The sequence below is a fragment of the Enterococcus sp. FDAARGOS_375 genome (assembly GCF_002393265.1).
Lineage (GTDB): Bacteria > Bacillota > Bacilli > Lactobacillales > Enterococcaceae > Enterococcus_D > Enterococcus_D innesii.
On sequence record NZ_CP023515.1, the window covers coordinates 2,074,146 to 2,089,422 of the forward strand.

General features: G+C 44.5%; 15 protein-coding genes. 12 read left to right on the top strand and 3 right to left on the bottom strand.

Features of this window, described 5'->3' with window-relative positions; all coding sequences use genetic code 11:
• Nucleotides 1–36: 36 nt before the first annotated feature.
• Nucleotides 37–627: an ATP-dependent Clp endopeptidase proteolytic subunit ClpP gene (gene clpP, locus CO692_RS11040; RefSeq protein ID WP_005225161.1), complete on the bottom strand. Its 591-nt coding sequence runs from the start codon at nt 625–627 to the stop codon at nt 37–39.
• Nucleotides 628–802: 175 nt separating this feature from the next.
• Between clpP and CO692_RS11045 the strand changes: the two genes are divergently transcribed.
• The 6 genes from CO692_RS11045 to glnA all read left to right on the top strand — a co-directional run bounded on the left by CO692_RS11045 (nt 803) and on the right by glnA (nt 6,520).
• Nucleotides 803–1,321 (top strand): hypothetical protein, encoded by a 519-nt coding sequence (locus tag CO692_RS11045; RefSeq protein ID WP_005231097.1) that lies wholly within the window; start codon nt 803–805, stop codon nt 1,319–1,321.
• Nucleotides 1,322–1,544: 223 nt separating this feature from the next.
• Nucleotides 1,545–2,294, top strand: a complete 750-nt coding sequence (locus tag CO692_RS11055) for a glycerophosphodiester phosphodiesterase (protein WP_010747465.1) — start codon at nt 1,545–1,547, stop codon at nt 2,292–2,294.
• On the top strand, nt 2,291–3,208 hold the full coding sequence (gene miaA / locus CO692_RS11060; RefSeq protein WP_096742269.1) for a tRNA (adenosine(37)-N6)-dimethylallyltransferase MiaA: 918 nt from the start codon (nt 2,291–2,293) through the stop codon (nt 3,206–3,208). Before CO692_RS11055 ends, miaA begins: the two co-directional genes overlap by 4 nt.
• Nucleotides 3,205–4,449 carry a GTPase HflX gene (hflX, locus tag CO692_RS11065; RefSeq protein WP_096742270.1) on the top strand — a complete coding sequence of 415 codons (1,245 nt, stop codon included), beginning with the start codon at nt 3,205–3,207 and terminating at the stop codon, nt 4,447–4,449. Before miaA ends, hflX begins: the two co-directional genes overlap by 4 nt.
• Before the next feature lie 290 nt (nt 4,450–4,739).
• A complete protein-coding gene (locus CO692_RS11070; protein WP_005225166.1) occupies nt 4,740–5,120 on the top strand; it encodes a MerR family transcriptional regulator in 381 nt (126 codons plus the stop codon).
• Between the two features lie 59 nt (nt 5,121–5,179).
• Nucleotides 5,180–6,520, top strand: a complete 1,341-nt coding sequence (glnA, locus tag CO692_RS11075; RefSeq protein WP_005225167.1) for a type I glutamate--ammonia ligase — start codon at nt 5,180–5,182, stop codon at nt 6,518–6,520.
• A gap of 317 nt (nt 6,521–6,837) precedes the next feature.
• Here glnA and CO692_RS11080 read toward each other — a convergent pair whose 3' ends face one another.
• On the bottom strand, nt 6,838–7,227 hold the full coding sequence (locus CO692_RS11080; protein ID WP_060792935.1) for a YxeA family protein: 390 nt from the start codon (nt 7,225–7,227) through the stop codon (nt 6,838–6,840).
• Between the two features lie 234 nt (nt 7,228–7,461).
• Between CO692_RS11080 and CO692_RS11090 the strand changes: the two genes are divergently transcribed.
• The 3 genes from CO692_RS11090 (at nt 7,462) to CO692_RS11105 (ending at nt 9,863) form a co-directional block, all read left to right on the top strand.
• A complete protein-coding gene (locus CO692_RS11090) occupies nt 7,462–8,064 on the top strand; it encodes a LysM peptidoglycan-binding domain-containing protein (protein WP_074536355.1) in 603 nt (200 codons plus the stop codon).
• Nucleotides 8,065–8,218: 154 nt separating this feature from the next.
• Nucleotides 8,219–8,920: a glucosamine-6-phosphate deaminase gene (gene nagB, locus CO692_RS11095; RefSeq protein WP_005225171.1), complete on the top strand. Its 702-nt coding sequence runs from the start codon at nt 8,219–8,221 to the stop codon at nt 8,918–8,920.
• A 232-nt stretch (nt 8,921–9,152) separates the two neighbouring features.
• Nucleotides 9,153–9,863 (top strand): MgtC/SapB family protein, encoded by a 711-nt coding sequence (locus CO692_RS11105; protein ID WP_034858162.1) that lies wholly within the window; start codon nt 9,153–9,155, stop codon nt 9,861–9,863.
• A 61-nt stretch (nt 9,864–9,924) separates the two neighbouring features.
• Here CO692_RS11105 and CO692_RS11110 read toward each other — a convergent pair whose 3' ends face one another.
• Complete coding sequence (locus tag CO692_RS11110; protein ID WP_096742271.1) at nt 9,925–10,749, bottom strand: DUF92 domain-containing protein; 825 nt, start codon at nt 10,747–10,749, stop codon at nt 9,925–9,927.
• A 136-nt stretch (nt 10,750–10,885) separates the two neighbouring features.
• On the opposite strand from CO692_RS11110, the gene CO692_RS11115 reads away from it, so the two are divergent.
• From CO692_RS11115 to glpK, 3 genes are all read left to right on the top strand, one after another.
• A complete protein-coding gene (locus CO692_RS11115) occupies nt 10,886–12,193 on the top strand; it encodes an FAD/NAD(P)-binding oxidoreductase (protein WP_096742272.1) in 1,308 nt (435 codons plus the stop codon).
• Nucleotides 12,183–13,625 (top strand): helix-turn-helix domain-containing protein, encoded by a 1,443-nt coding sequence (locus CO692_RS11120; RefSeq protein WP_096742273.1) that lies wholly within the window; start codon nt 12,183–12,185, stop codon nt 13,623–13,625. Before CO692_RS11115 ends, CO692_RS11120 begins: the two co-directional genes overlap by 11 nt.
• Nucleotides 13,626–13,756: 131 nt before the next feature.
• Complete coding sequence (glpK, locus tag CO692_RS11125; protein ID WP_005225176.1) at nt 13,757–15,277, top strand: glycerol kinase GlpK; 1,521 nt, start codon at nt 13,757–13,759, stop codon at nt 15,275–15,277.

Below are 15,277 nucleotides of genomic sequence, written 5' to 3' on the forward strand. Positions count from 1 at the left end.
TGTACGAATTGCTTCGTACACCTTTTTTATGCAAGCTTATTTCAATTTGTTTGATTCCATGATCTCGTCGATCAAGCCGTAATCTTTGGCTTCTTGTGCGGTCATAAAGTTGTCGCGATCGGTGTCGCGTTCAATCACTTCGATTGGTTGACCAGTACGTTCTGACAAGATTTTGTTCAGACGTTCGCGGGTTGCCAAAATGTGGCGGGCAGCAATTTCGATCTCAGTTGCTTGACCTTGGGCGCCACCTAATGGCTGGTGGATCATGATCTCTGCATTTGGTAACGCAAAGCGTTTGCCTTTTTCACCAGCGGTCAATAAGAATGAACCCATAGAAGCAGCCATCCCCATAACGATGGTTTGAACATCGGCTTTGATAAAGTTCATGGTATCAAAGATCGCTAGACCAGCAGTAACGCTTCCGCCAGGCGAGTTGATGTACAAGTAGATGTCTTTTTCAGAATCTTGCGCGTCCAAGAATAAAAGCTGAGCAATGATCGAGTTTGCTAAGTCATCGGTTACTTGACCACTCAACATAATGATCCGGTCTTTTAATAGACGAGAATAGATGTCATACGCTCTTTCACCGCGAGATGATTGTTCAATGACTGTAGGAATTAAATTCATAGTGATAGTCCTCCTAAAAATCGTTATAGATATAGTTTAGCATAAAGTTTTCGCAATATCTAAGAGATAGTATACCGATTAGGTCAAGAAAGGTCAAATAAAAAGTTCGTTATCTTTTTTGCGAAACTTTCAAATATGATACAATATGAAAAAAGGAATGAGGAAGGATCGAAGAATGGCAGTAGCAATAGCAGGTTTGATCGGCGTCTTAGTGGGCGCATTGTTAGTAACCATCATTTTTAATTTACGCATTCGGTATGAGGAACAAAAAGAAAAACAACGCCGTTTGTTGGAGCATAAAGTCAAAGAAATCGAAACGTTGGTTTTATTGAATCAAAAAATCAGTGAGATTCTACAAAAACGGGTCATGCTGATGGATGAGTATGTCAGCTTTGATGCCTTTGACGACTGTTATATCACCATCGATGATTTTGCCTATCTACAATCTTTTGCAGCGCAAAACAGTTTTTATCTACCGAATTTTTTCTTGGAAGAATTTTTCAAAAAAATCGGGACACGTCGGGTGATTTTATCCCCAGAGGAAACTGTTAAAATCGGTGGGTATACCTATAAAGGCGGTCGGATCATTATGGAAAATTTCCTTGATCAATTAGTCGAAATGGTCAATGAGCGTAAAACCCAAATGAAAAACATGACGAGCGAACCGTTGACCTATTTTTCAAAAACGATTTGATTCTACTGGTCAGCCGTTTTCCTTGGTTAAGGCAACCAAACCAGAGTATCGACGGTTGCGCTTTTTTAACTGATCACACACACTCTTACTGCGATCATAGTAAGGGTGTTTTTCTTTGACCGAAACAAAGCGTTATTATTCATTAAGAGGATCGAAACAAACAGAGGCTTTTTGGTTCTAGGAGATTCCATGGTAAAATAAAGAGTGAGAATGGAGTGAAAGAATGATGGTACAAATCGTTGCCCACCGCGGGAGTAGCGGCAATCGACCTGAAAACACGCTACCAGCATTTGCGGAAGCGGTGCGGGTCAAAGCTGATATCATTGAGTTAGATGTACATCTATCAAAAGATGGCGGCTTGATCGTCATGCATGATGAAACGGTTGATCGAACGACCAACGGCAAAGGTCGGATCTGTGACCTGACGGTTGCTGAACTAAAAGACCTCAATGCTGGCAGCTGGTTTTCTGAGGAATTCCAAGCCGCCAAAGTCCCCACGCTAAAAGAAGTGTTGGATTTGCTTGCAGCGAAGAATTATCGTGGCATTTTGACGATCGAATTAAAAACCGATCATTATGAGTATGAAGGAATCGAAGCCAAAGTATCCGACTTAATGAATAGTCAAGAATGGCCCTTTACTCATTGGTATTGTTCCTTCAATATCGAGACCTTGGATCGGATGCATGCGATCGAACCGGATGCGACCCTTGATTTTATTATGGGACGCGGGGAAGACAAACCACCGTTGGCGCTCAGCCGACCGTATATCGAAGGAATTCATCCTGCCTATCGCTGGGTTCAAGAGACAGCAACGGTCTTAACTGATTTTCCGATCGCGATCCGTCCGTGGACTGTCAACGAAGAAGCGGCGATTCGCACCTGCTTGGCTCTGGGGTTGACGGGGATCATCACCGATTTTCCAGAAAAAGCTCGGGCAATTGTGCAGCAGGTCCGCGAGGAAACAAAAGGATGAAAAAAATCTTAGTAATTGTGGGACCGACCGCAGTTGGCAAAACCGCCTTGAGTATCCAGTTAGCCCAAAAATACCAAGGGGAGATCATCAGCGGGGATTCCATGCAAATTTACCGTCAGTTAGATATCGGTACCGCCAAAGTGACGAAGGAAGAAATGGCAGGGATTCCTCATCATTTGATCGATATTCGTGCAATGACGGAAGCATACTCTGCTGCTGATTTCCAGCAAATGGGGCGTGAAGCCATCGAGACGATCCAGCAGCAAGGAAAGCTGCCGATCGTTGTAGGGGGAACAGGGTTATACATCCAAGCGCTTTTGTATGACTTTCGTTTAGGGGCAGAAGAAGGCGACCCAACGATTCGTCAGCGTTACGAACAAGAAGCAGTAGTCATCGGCAAAGAAGCTTTATGGCAAAAGCTGCAGGCGGTCGATCCCTTGGCAGCAGCGAAGATCCACTACAACAATGAGCGGAAAGTGATTCGTGCGTTGGAGGTTTTTGAAACGACTGGCGAAAGTATCGCTGCACCAAAAGAGACACCACAAGCTTTGTACGATTTCTTCATGATCGGGTTAACCACTGAGCGAGAAGTGTTATACCAGCGAATCAATCAGCGGGTGGACTTGATGATGGATCAAGGCTTGATCGAAGAAGCAAAAGCTGTTTTGCAGTATCCAGAAACGCAAGCCGCCAAGGGGATCGGCTACAAGGAATTTTTGCCCTATTTTCAAGGGCAGGCCACATTGGAGGAGACCGTTGAGCAAATCAAGCAAAACTCACGTCGCTACGCCAAGCGGCAGCTGACGTGGTTCAATAACCGAGCACAGCCCCGATGGATTGATTTAGTGAGGCAACCTGAAGAACAACGTACCCTTGAAACAGAAATCGACCAATGGTTGGAGGAGAAAAGATGAGCCAAGAACGTGTGATTCTTGTCGGAGTAGAAACGGAGAAAAACTATCTTCATTTTGATTCGTCAATGAAAGAATTGAAAAGCTTAACAAAAACCGCCAATGGTGAAGTTGTTTTTTCACTGGTGCAAAAACGGCAGCAAGTCGATCGACAAACCGTGATCGGCAAGGGGAAAGTTGCGGAATTGCAGCAGTTGGCAGAAGCACATGAAGCAGATCTAGTGATCTTCAATCATGAACTGACACCAAGGCAAAGCCAGTTGATCGGTGATGCGCTAGAAGTGCCGGTGATTGATCGCGTCCAGCTGATCCTCGATATTTTTGCGATGCGTGCCCGTTCCAAAGAAGGAAAGCTGCAAGTAGAATTGGCGCAGCTGGATTATTTGCTTCCACGCTTGATAGGGCAAGGAAAGAACATGTCTCGGCTAGGGGGCGGAATCGGAACGAGAGGGCCAGGGGAAACCAAGCTGGAGACCGATCGTCGACACATCCGCAACCGCATCACCATCATCAAACGGGAATTGAAGGAAGTGGCAGCCCATCGAGACCGAACACGCCAAAAGCGCAAAGACAGCCAAGTCTTTCAAATGGGCTTGGTTGGTTATACCAATGCTGGAAAATCAACTATTTTAAACATTTTGACCAGTGCGGATACGTATGAGCAAGACCAGTTGTTTGCGACACTCGATCCTTTGACGAAACGCTGGCGGATGCCAGAAGGATTCGAAGTCACCATTACCGATACGGTTGGTTTTATCCAAGAATTGCCGACCCAATTGATCGATGCGTTTCATTCCACACTGGAGGAAAGTCAAAACATGGACTTCTTGCTGCATGTCGTCGATGCCAGTTCCGAAGAACGGGTCCAGCAAGAGGAGACGGTCTTAAAATTAATGGAGGAACTTTCTTTGACCCAATTACCGATGTTGACGGTCTACAATAAGGCGGATCGCATCGACGCCGATCAGTTTGTCCCAACGTTATTTCCCAATGTCTTGATCTCGGCAAAGAGTACCAAGGGCAAAGAGCGCTTGACTCAGGCGATCAAAATGGAATTGATGCAGATCATGCAGCCTTATCATCTGGTGCTGCAAGCCGATGAAGGCAATGCGCTGAATCGTTTAAAACGGGAGTCACTAGTGTTGAGTAATGCCTTCGATGAAGCAACACAGACCTATCATATCAAAGGATTTGCGCTGGAGGATACCTATCCACTACGCAGAATGGCGCAAGAACAGGAATAAACAGAAACGGTGCAGCTGATGCACCGTTTTTTTTGTGGTGACAAAATTATGGAAGTATAAGTGGTTTGACTTCCTTCAAGTGCAAAACACGAACATTTTTGGCTAAGGCACCATTTCTTCCAGAAAAAGGACTGCTTGAACATGCGATCAAATCAAGGGCCCAATGAAAAAATCAAAAAAAAATGCATTCATGTCACTTTTTCTAACATGAGGGGTTGACACGCAAAAAAAGAATTGGTATAGTTTCCATAAAGTTACGCAGCATCATTGAAACGGAGGGGAGCCAAGTTATGCGGGAAAAAGAATTGCGGCGCTCAATGTCAGTCTTTCCTATCGGAACAGTCATGAAATTGACCGATCTCACCGCCCGTCAAATTCGTTATTACGAAGAACAAGAATTGATCCACCCGGAACGCAGCGATGGCAATCGACGAATGTACTCGCTGAATGATATTGATACCTTGCTAGAGATCAAAGACTATCTTTCCGATGGACTGAACATGGCAGGAATCAAACGAGTTTATGAAATGAAAGTTGCCAAAGAAAAAGAAGCGAAGAACAAACCGCCGCTGACCGATGAAGATGTACGTCGAATTTTTTATGATGAACTCTTGGCTCAAGGTGGATTGAATCAACAACAGCCATACCAGCAAAAAGGTCCACGAATGTAAAGCACTTGTAGATCATTGCTGTGATATAAAATAAGAATTGGGAAAAAGGAAGGGATACTATGCCAAAATTTGAAAGAACTGCCGAAGACATCAAACAAATCGTAAAGGATGAGAACGTGCGCTTTTTACGCTTGATGTTTACTGATATTTTAGGAACGAACAAGAACGTTGAAGTACCTGTAAGTCAATTAGATAAAGTACTGGAAAACAAAATGATGTTTGACGGTTCTTCTATTGAAGGATTTGTCCGTATTGAAGAAAGTGACATGTATCTGTATCCTGATTTGTCCACCTGGATGATCTTCCCTTGGGAAAGTGAACATGGCAAAGTGGCTCGTTTGATCTGTGATATCTACAATCCAGATGGCACCCCATTTGCAGGCGACCCTCGCGGCAACTTAAAACGGGCATTAGCAGACATGCAATCCCTTGGTTTTACTTCTTTCAATCTTGGACCTGAACCCGAATTTTTCCTATTCAAATTAGATGAAGCAGGCGAAATCACAACTGAATTAAACGACAAAGGCGGCTACTTCGATTTTGCCCCAACCGATCTAGGGGAAAACTGCCGTCGCGATATCGTATTAGAATTAGAAAGCCTTGGCTTTGAAGTTGAAGCGTCTCACCATGAGGTAGCACCAGGGCAACACGAGATCGACTTTAAATATGCGGATGCAGTGGAAGCATGTGACAACATCCAAACCTTCAAGCTTGTCGTGAAAACCATTGCTCGTAAACACGGCTTGCATGCGACCTTCATGCCAAAACCATTGTTCGGCATCAACGGTTCAGGCATGCACTGCAACATGTCCTTGTTCAAAGGTGATGAAAATGTCTTCTTTGATGAAGAAGGACCAATGCAATTAAGCCAAACAGCGTATCACTTCTTAGGCGGTTTGATCGAACACGCCCGTGCTTACACAGCTGTCTGCAACCCAACCGTCAACTCATACAAACGCTTAGTGCCAGGTTACGAAGCGCCTGTATACGTGGCATGGTCAGGACGCAACCGTTCACCATTGATTCGGGTGCCAGAATCAAGAGGCTTGTCAACGCGTTTGGAATTGCGTTCAGTTGACCCATCCGCTAACCCATACTTAGCAATGGCTGTTTTATTACAAGCAGGACTTGATGGCGTTAGACGTGAGTTGACACCACCACCAGCTGTCGACCGCAACATCTATATCATGAACGAAACAGAACGTGCAGAAGCACAAATCGAAGATCTGCCATCAACGATCCACAATGCCATCAAAGCATTGCGTAAAGACCAAGTGATGATCGATGCCTTAGGCAAACACATCTATGCCAACTTTGTCGAAGCAAAACGATTAGAATGGGCAGCCTTCCGCCAAACAGTCTCCGAGTGGGAAAGAGAACAATACTTGGAACTCTATTAAAATCGCAAAAAAAGCCGCTAGAGATAAACAATCTAGCGGTTTTTTTATGATGGCACCAGCTTGTATCCTCTTGATTCTGGTTTTTATTTATTTCCGATCATCAATAGCTGCTTGATCAAAGTTTGAGAAAAAACCCATTGCGAAGCTAGAGCGGTTCTGTCTATGAGAAGCGTAACTCTTGACCATTGGGAAAAATCAAAAAATACCAGTCGGGCGAGGACTGGCAAGAGGAAGAAAAATAGTTTTGGTATAAAGCTAGCATAGACCGTCAAAGTAAAATGAACCTTAAAAAGTAGAAAGTTTTTTGTAAGAAGTCCTTATTCGTCAAAGGTTTCCAGCTCAGACAGTATTTTTGCGGGGACTTCTGATTGAGGGACTTCATTGGGACCAGAAATGATGCGGGTCTTACTGATTTCTGCTTTGACTAAAGTATTTGGAGCCAATGGTTTTACATTTTCGCCCGTCAGGTCATAGGTCATGAGTTCTTTTTCACCATTTTTCTTTACGAATTCAAAGGTGTATTTGTAGGTAAAAGAGCCATCGATTTTTTCACCAGAATCGCTGTAGGTCTGTGTCTTTTCAGGGACTTTGTTGGGCGTGATAGCATAAGCCGTGATGCCGCGATACGTTGTTGCATAGTACGTGTAGCCGAAATAGCCGGCTACGACAATAATCAAAACGCCAAGCGTTACTAGTAGTTTTTTCATGGGTGTCATTCCTTTCCATTACTAGCATCACTATAGCATGTGGCCACTAAAAGCACTCATCGAAAGGGATAACAATATTGTAAGTTTAGCATTTTTGAATAAAAATCCTGTAACTTTCTGTTTAACAATTGTGATAATGAAAAATATTTCTGAAACCTTCCTGCAATATTGTAATGTTATTCTCTTACTTGTGCCCGATAGCGGGACAAATAATCAAAAGAGAGGTTTTTTCATTTGAAAAAATTTGCATTTACAGTTGTTGCAGGATTTGGTTTATTCGTTGGCGGAACAGTTGTGTCAGCAGCAGAACAAACCCATGTTGTCGAACCAGGAGACACTCTATCTGGGATCGCTGCTACTTATCAAACAACGGTCGAAGACCTTTTAGCTTTAAATGATTCGATCGAAAATCCAAATATGATTTTTGATGGCGAAACATTGTTGGTTTCTAACGATGGCCAATCAGTAGAAAACAAAGAAACAAGTACGAAAGAAAGCACAGAAAAAAGTGAATCCACAGCGACTGCTAACGTGAGTCAAACTCGTTCAAGCGTTCCTGGTGCTGGTTCTGGTGTCTTGAATCCAGTGGATGGGATCAACTATTTCAATGGTGTGAGAGAATCGTACTACTCACAAAAAGTCTTGCCAGGAGGCGGATTGAATATCCCTGGTCGCCATGTAGCATCAGACGGAACCATCCGTGATGCCGATGGGTACATCGTTGTTGCCAGTGATAATCAACCGAAAGGATCGACTGGTCAATCATCTTTAGGTGCCTATAAAGTCTATGACACAGGTGTCGGTCATAGCGGTATTGATGTTTATACAAATTGGTAAACAAGTAGAATACGAGTAGAGACGAGCGCATTTTAGAGCTCGTCTTTTTTTTGATCGGCGAGAAAAAATCGTCATCTGGTCTAGACTAATTATTGTAATCAAACACAACCTGTGGTATTATTGGACTATACCAAATAGAAACGGAGCGCTGATCATGGAAATTATTCGCGTTAAAGATGCTGCTCAAGGCGGAAAGAAAGCTTTTGAATTGATTCAAGAAGGTATGGCAAATGGCGCCAAGGTCCTAGGTTTAGCAACAGGAAGCACGCCAGAAACCCTTTATGCAGAAATGACTGCCAGTGAAGTTGATTTTTCAGAAATGACTTCAGTCAACTTAGATGAATACGTAGGACTAGGCGGCGAAGACGAACAAAGCTATCGCTACTTCATGAATGCTCATTTATTCAATAAAAAACCATTCAAAGAAACCTTCGTACCAAACGGCAAAGCGGAAGACTTAGAAGCAGAATGCCAACGCTACGATAGCGTGATTGCGGATCACCCAGTTGATATCCAAATCTTGGGTATTGGACAAAACGGACATATCGGCTTCAACGAACCTGGTGCATCCTTTGAAGGAACGACCTCAGTCGTTGATTTGACTGAATCAACCATCAATGCCAACAAACGCTACTTTGATAAAGTCGAAGACGTCCCAACGACGGCAATTTCAATGGGAATCGGTTCGATTATGCAAAGCAAAAAAATCATTTTGATGGCATTTGGCGAAGTCAAAGCGGATGCGATCCAAAAAATGATTGAAGGACCCGTAACCAACGAATTACCGGCTTCTGTTTTACAAAAGCATGATGACGTGATCGTGATCATCGATGAGGCTGCTGCCAGCAACCTGTAAAACAAAATCAGCCCTTTTCAGAAATAAGTCAGAAGGAAAAATGAGCCATCCTCGCAGCTTCCCCCTGCGCTTGTGCAGTAGCGCCAGCGCAGCTGCGAGCAATGGTTTGTAGCTAATTTGCTTATTTTCTGAGGGGGCTTTTTTTATTTGGCTGATTCGGCGCTGTTTTTTTCTTTTTTTCATCAGAGATGCTATAGTTAAAAGAGAGAATACGAAGAAAAGAGGGATGCAAATGGTTGATATGCATTTATCCATTCCTGAAGTAGCGCTGAGATTGCTGCTGGCAATGATCATGGGAGGAGCGATTGGGTACGAGCGGCAATACAAAAGCCGACCAGCTGGTCTTAGAACCCATATCTTGGTTTGCATGGGAGCTTGTGTCATTGCATTGATCCAAGTGGAGATCGCCACAGGTGCCATGCGAGATGCGCTGGATCATCCAGATTTAGCAGGCGTGATTCGTTCAGACGAAGCACGATTGATCGCACAAGTCGTCAGCGGGGTCGGTTTTCTAGGCGCTGGAACGATCATTGTGACGAAGCGCTCGGTGACGGGGTTGACGACGGCTGCTTCCTTATGGGCGATCGCAGGTTTAGGAATTGCCATCGGGATGGGCTTTTACACCATCGCATTAAGCAGTTTTATCGGGATCTTCTTTGCATTGACGATCGTTAAGCGGATCGTCCGCGTACCGACAGCAAAAAAATTAGAGATCCAGTACATCCATCGCACCGAGACCAAAGAGTTTTTGACGGAGTACTTCCAAGAGAAAAATATCGTGATCGAAGATGTCAATTTTGATGTCAAATTTATGGAAGACTATCGCATTTATACCAACATTTATACGATTGATCTCCCCCGAGGGCTAGGCTTTTCTGAAGTGATCGAAGAATTGTCTGTCTACAAAAATGTCACGAAGATCCGCTTAGTGGATATTGCTTAATCGGTATTGAGTCAAAAAGCAGCAAGACACCTCACATTAGTGACGTGCTTTGCTGCTTTTTTTATGATGCGGTAGACATTTTTAAGTAAAAGAAACATACAGTCAAAATAACGATCACTATTGAAGTCAGCAAATTGACCCCTTCATTCGTTACAAAGGAAAGACCGCCGACTTGCTTGGTGGCAACGTCGTGGTGGACTTTTTTTTCGGTGTATTGGAGACAGACAGGGCATTGATAGCGCACCTGAATCGTTGCGCCCAGTAAGCTGTCCAAGAGACTACCGCCAAAGCCTAAAGCAGTCAAGGTCAACCAGAGATCAAAGGAGAACGGCTTGCCGTTCAACCATAAGGCTGCTGCGAATAAACCAGTGATGGCGAGACTCCCCGCTAGGGAAGCGACAGTTCCCAACCAACTGACACCACCGGAAAGTCCTGGTGGTAATTTTTTTCCCGTTAGTAAGTGACGCGGTGGACTTGGACTCAGCACGCCGATTTCTGAGCCCCAAGTGTCAGCCGTACAGCTAGCGATTCCCGCCACAAATCCCCAAAGGAATAGCGGTTCTTTCGTCCAAAAGGCAAGCAGTAGCGCAAAGATGCTTGGTGTGATGTTCGCAAAGACTTGTTTTGCATCACGGCGAGCACCTTTGGCAAGCACAGCTAACTCTGGCTGACTGCGCATTTTCTTTAAAAGACCAATGATGCCAGAGCTGGCAAAGAAAAAGCCAATCAAAAAGATGCTGTACCACGGACCAAAGCCAATGACCAGTGTGCCGCAAAGAATCGCAGCCAGTGCGCCAGAAACAGTCAGCCACTGAAAGACGAATGCTGCCGCTGCAACGAATGTACTGGCAAACAATCCCAGCATGAATTGATAAAAGAAAACCATTTGAACACTCCTTTGCGTATAGTGTAGCATAGGTCTCATTTATTTTACCGCAGTTAACAAAAAAATAGTCAGCCTGATAGCTTTTTACTCGTCAAATGAGAGCGTTTCATTTAAGCTAAGGGAGAGAGGTGATCCAATGAAAATCATTATCATAGGCGGGTCCTTTGGGGGTGTCAGCTGCGCCCGTGAAGCACGCCGATTATACCCTGACGCAGAGATTTTATTGATAGAAAAAAAAGCCCATCTTGGGTTTGTTCCAAGCGGTTTGTTATTGCTGATCGAAGGCAGGATCGCATCGCTGGAAGAAGCATTCTTTTGTACGAAGGAGCAGCTGGAGGCAGAAACGATCGACGTTGCCTTAGAAGAAACGCTTCTGGAGATTTTTCCTTCGGATCATCGGATTCGAACGGATAAGCGAGAACTAAGTTATGATCGACTCGTCTTGGCAGCAGGCTCCAGTCAAGATTCCACTGTTTTGCCACAACCAGAAGAAGCACTACTGACCTACAAGGAATATGAGGCAGCCAAGCATTTCTTGCAGCAATTGCCCCAAGCAGAGTCGATTACCATCGTAGGTGCTGGTCAAGCGGGGATGGAAGCGGCGAATACCTTGACTGCGATCGGAAAAAAAGTCAGTGTGATCGAATCAATGTCATATCCTTTATTCAAGTACTTTGATCACGATTTTTTGCAGCCCTTTTTAACGGAGATCGAAAAAATCCCCAACTTGCAGCTGCATTGGTCCAAGCCAACTTTGGCAGTCGTTAAAACGGAAACAGGCTTTCGGATCGAAACCGCCGATCAAGGCTATGAAAGCGATCTGGTATTGACGACAGTCAACGTTCATCCTCGCTTGCCAGAGGCATTTGCGGTCTTTGAATTACACAGTGATCAAACCATCTGGACAGATGCCTACTTGGAAACTTCTGCCACGGATATTTTTGCGGTCGGCGATTTGATCCAAATTCCAAATGCTATTACGAAAGATACGGTCTATATGCCCTTAGTCAACAATGCTGTTCGCTCAGGGATCGCAGCAGCTCGTAATCTGGCAAGCAAAACCACCCCGTTTCGTGGCGGATTGCGGACAGTCGGTACGCAACTGTTTGAATGGTACTTAGCAAGCACCGGCTTGACCGAGTCGGATCGGTTTTTCTTCGAATCTCCGATCGTCTGTCATGCGTTTACTGCCGCCAGTTCCTTGTTTGATCCAACACAGGTTCATGGAAAAGTGATGATCGAACAAGCCAGCGGCCGAATCGTTGGTGCGCAGCTTTTATCAAAAGCCAATATTTTGGAAAAAATCAATTTACTAGCGTTTGCGATCGAGCAGCAGGCAACGATGGAGGAGTTGACCCAAAAAGACTTTTTCTTCCATCCACGGTTCACTAATGTAATCGACGAAACTTTTCTGTGGTCGGGAAGTGATGCCGATGAGACTTGATCAGTTATTAGAAAAAAAAGAAGCAAAGCAATTGCAGCTGCTCAAAAAGCTTTTACTGGTGGGCGGAAAAATGGAGCTGCACGAGCTGGCGAGCTATCTTGGCATCAGTAAGCCTTCCTTGGAAAAATATGTGGAGGAGTTGCAAGATGAGCTGGCTCACTACCAAGAGCAGTGTCGGTTGTATTATCGAAAAGGTGTCCTGGTCTTTGAAATGAGTCCCACTTTTTCCCTCAATCAAATCGAATGGGCGTTTTATCGGTCAGCATTGAAATTTCAAATCCTCGAGCATCTTTTGCAGCATCAAGAGGTGACCACTGTCCAGCTGGCACAAAAATTAGCGGTCAGCGAGTCATCCTTGTTTCGCAAAATCAAAGAGCTAAATGGCTTGCTAGCAGAATTCGAGTTAGAGATCTGGCAAGGAAAGCTGATTGGGGAAGAAACGCAAATTCGTTATTTCTATTTTGAACTCTTTTGGTATGTCCATTCTTTCGACAGTCAGCCGCTGCCGATCGATGAAAAATACGTCGGTCTGATCACACGTGGTCTGAACATGACCTTCACGAAAGAAGCCCAACAGCGCTTGTCCCTATGGCTGAGGATCATGAAGGTGCGACTGAAAATTACTACTCAATCCTTTCAAGTCTTACGGGAGAAAATGGTACCCTACACGAAAGATCCTTTGTTTCAGCAATTACGGGAGTTAGTATTTCGTGGGTTTGGCCATTATGCATTAGAAGTCAGAGAAGAGGAGGCGATGCTGCACTTTGTCTTTTTACTGTCGTTCTCGGTGTTATCCGAACACGATCTGCAAGTGTATATGCTGCAGCGTTCTCGGTTTACGCCAACTGCCTTGACGGATACCTTGATTTTGGAACATATTTTGCATCTCTACCGCCCATCGTTTGTTCCCCGTGAAATCGAAGCCACTTGTTATGGTCACCTGCTGCAGATCCACAGCCGCGTGTATTTTTTCAAAGGGGATGTGGAGGTTTTTGATCGAGAAAATATTTGGCAGTTAGAAGCGCAGCTATCCAGTCGTAACATCCAGCAAATCAGTCACGAACTATTGGATAAGGCTTTAGCAGAGCTTGATATCAAGCCATCTGATAAAAATAGTTTGTTGATGATGACGATGGTCAAATACTTGAGCGTGATCACGATCATCGATTATCAAATCAATCGGGAGTTTCGCGTCGGGATCGCTTTGAAAATGGATGAACTGTTTAAAGAAGCCCTCTACTATATGTGGCTGCTGTATCTCAAAAATTTGAATGGCGTAGTCGTGGAACGCTATCGCCCGGAACAAGAATATGATTTGATCTTGGCAAATTATGCTATCGATACGAAAACACCGACTTATCGAATCAGTGAACTAGGTACCGCTTATGATCGGGAAACGATCAAAAAAATGATCCGCGAACGCTTTCAATAGTGGATTTCGTCAATTTCTTAGAAATTTGAAAAAAAATTGACGAACCACATAGCGAAAGTTCGGCTAAAATAAAAGCAAGTCAGAAAGCGCTAACAAGAAGAGCGTATAAAAAACTAAAGGGAGCGAATCAAATGGCAGAAAAAAATTATGTAATGGCGATCGACCAAGGAACCACTAGTTCAAGAGCAATTATTTTTGATCGTAACGGGAAAAAAATCGGCAGTTCACAAAAAGAGTTTCCGCAATACTTTCCAAAATCGGGTTGGGTAGAACACAACGCCAATGAAATTTGGAACTCTGTCCAATCAGTCATCGCAGGGGCATTTATTGAATCAGGTATCCGACCAGAAGCAATCGCCGGCATCGGGATCACCAACCAGCGTGAAACGACAGTGGTTTGGGACAAAACGACAGGCCAGCCGATCGCAAATGCAATCGTTTGGCAATCCCGCCAATCTTCACCGATCGCTGACCAATTAAAAGCAGATGGCCATACAGAGATGATCCATGAAAAAACTGGGTTAGTCATTGATGCGTATTTCTCAGCGACCAAGGTGCGCTGGCTTTTAGACAATATCGAAGGGGCACAAGAAAAGGCGGATAATGGCGAGCTACTTTTCGGAACGATCGATTCATGGCTTGTGTGGAAACTGACAGATGGGCAAGTCCATGTCACCGACTACTCCAATGCTAGTCGGACGATGCTTTACAATATCCATAAATTAGAATGGGATCAAGAAATCTTGGATCTTTTGAACATTCCAAGCTCGATGTTGCCAGAAGTCAAAAGCAACTCAGAAGTCTATGGTCACACCCGCAGCTACCATTTTTACGGCAGTGAAGTACCAATCGCTGGAATGGCTGGGGACCAACAAGCCGCCCTCTTTGGACAAATGGCCTTTGAAAAAGGCATGATCAAAAATACTTACGGCACTGGGGCATTTATCGTCATGAATACGGGTGAAGAACCACAATTGTCTGACAATGACCTACTGACGACCATCGGGTATGGCATCAACGGCAAAGTCTATTATGCCTTAGAAGGAAGTATCTTCGTTGCTGGATCAGCGATCCAATGGCTGCGGGACGGTCTACGAATGATCGAGTCTTCTCCGCAATCAGAAGAAATAGCTGCCAAAGCAAAAGGCGATAATGAAGTGTATGTGGTGCCTGCCTTTACTGGATTGGGCGCACCTTATTGGGATTCAGATGCAAGAGGAGCCGTCTTTGGCTTGACTCGTGGGACGACGAAGGAAGATTTTGTTCGGGCAACATTGCAAGCTGTTGCGTATCAATCAAAAGATGTCATCGACACGATGAAAAAAGATTCTGGCATCGATATCCCATTGCTGAAAGTCGATGGCGGTGCAGCCAAAAACGATCTATTGATGCAGTTCCAAGCGGACATTTTAGACATTGACGTGCAACGAGCTGCGAATCTGGAAACAACCGCATTAGGTGCAGCTTACTTGGCAGGGCTAGCGGTTGGCTTCTGGAAAGACTTGGATGAATTGAAATCAATGGCAGAAGAAGGGCAAATGTTTACACCAGAAATGCCAGCAGAAGAAAGAGACAATTTGTACGAAGGCTGGAAACAAGCGGTGGCAGCTACTCAGACCTTCAAATTCAAAGCGAAGAAAGAAGGCGAGTAA